The organism is Streptomyces phyllanthi (assembly GCF_009377205.1).
Taxonomy (GTDB): domain Bacteria; phylum Actinomycetota; class Actinomycetes; order Streptomycetales; family Streptomycetaceae; genus Streptomyces; species Streptomyces phyllanthi.
In genome coordinates, this window is record NZ_VJZE01000933.1 from 1 (window position 1) to 1,062 (window position 1,062).

The 1,062-nt window shown below is 67.9% G+C and carries 1 pseudogene; it reads left to right on the top strand.

The window, feature by feature from the left end:
- Positions 1-1,062 (top strand): annotated as a pseudogene (locus tag FNH04_RS46225) (alpha-1,4-glucan--maltose-1-phosphate maltosyltransferase); the annotation flags it as partial.

Genomic DNA, 1,062 nt, shown 5'->3' on the forward strand with positions numbered 1-1,062 from the left:
TTCTCGTCCGGTATCCGTTGCGGGAACTGCTCACCGTCTCGGAGGAGTTGGCGTTGCTGGTGGAGCGGGAGCGGGCGCTGTACGGGGCGTGGTACGAGTTCTTCCCGCGGTCGGAGGGCACGCCGGAGCAGCCGCACGGGACGTTCCGCACCGCCGCCCGGCGTCTGCCGGCGATCGCGGACATGGGCTTCGACGTGGTGTATCTGCCGCCGGTCCATCCGATCGGCACGACGTTCCGCAAGGGCCGCAACAACACCCTCTCCCCCGGTCCCGAGGATGTCGGTGTGCCCTGGGCGATCGGCTCGCCCGAGGGCGGTCATGACGCCGTCCATCCGGATCTGGGCACGCTGGCAGACTTCGACGCCTTCGTCGCCCGGGCCGGTGAGCTGGGTTTGGAGATCGCGCTGGACTTCGCCCTGCAGTGCTCCCCGGACCACCCTTGGGTCAAGGAGCATCCGCAGTGGTTCCATCACCGCCCCGACGGCACGATCGCGTACGCGGAGAACCCGCCGAAGAAGTACCAGGACATCTACCCCATCGCCTTCGACGCGGACATGGACGGGCTGGTCGCGGAGACGGTGCGGGTGCTGCGGCACTGGATGGCCCACGGGGTGCGGATCTTCCGGGTGGACAATCCGCACACCAAGCCGGTCGTCTTCTGGGAGCGGGTGCTGGGGGAGGTGGGCCGCACCGACCCCGATGTGATCTTCCTGGCGGAGGCGTTCACCCGCCCGGCGATGATGCACACCCTGGCCGCCATCGGCTTCCAGCAGTCGTACACGTACTTCACCTGGCGTAATTCCAAGCAGGAGCTGACGGAGTATCTGACGGAGCTGTCGGGTGAGGCGGCGGCGTGCATGCGGCCGAACTTCTTCGTCAACACGCCCGACATCCTGCACGCCTACCTCCAGCACGGCGGGCGCCCGGCGTTCGAGGTACGGGCGGTGCTCGCCGCCACGATGTCACCGACCTGGGGTGTGTACAGCGGCTACGAACTGTGCGAGAACACCCCCCTGCGCGAGGGCGGCGAGGAGTACCTCGACTCCGAGAAGTACCAGCTCA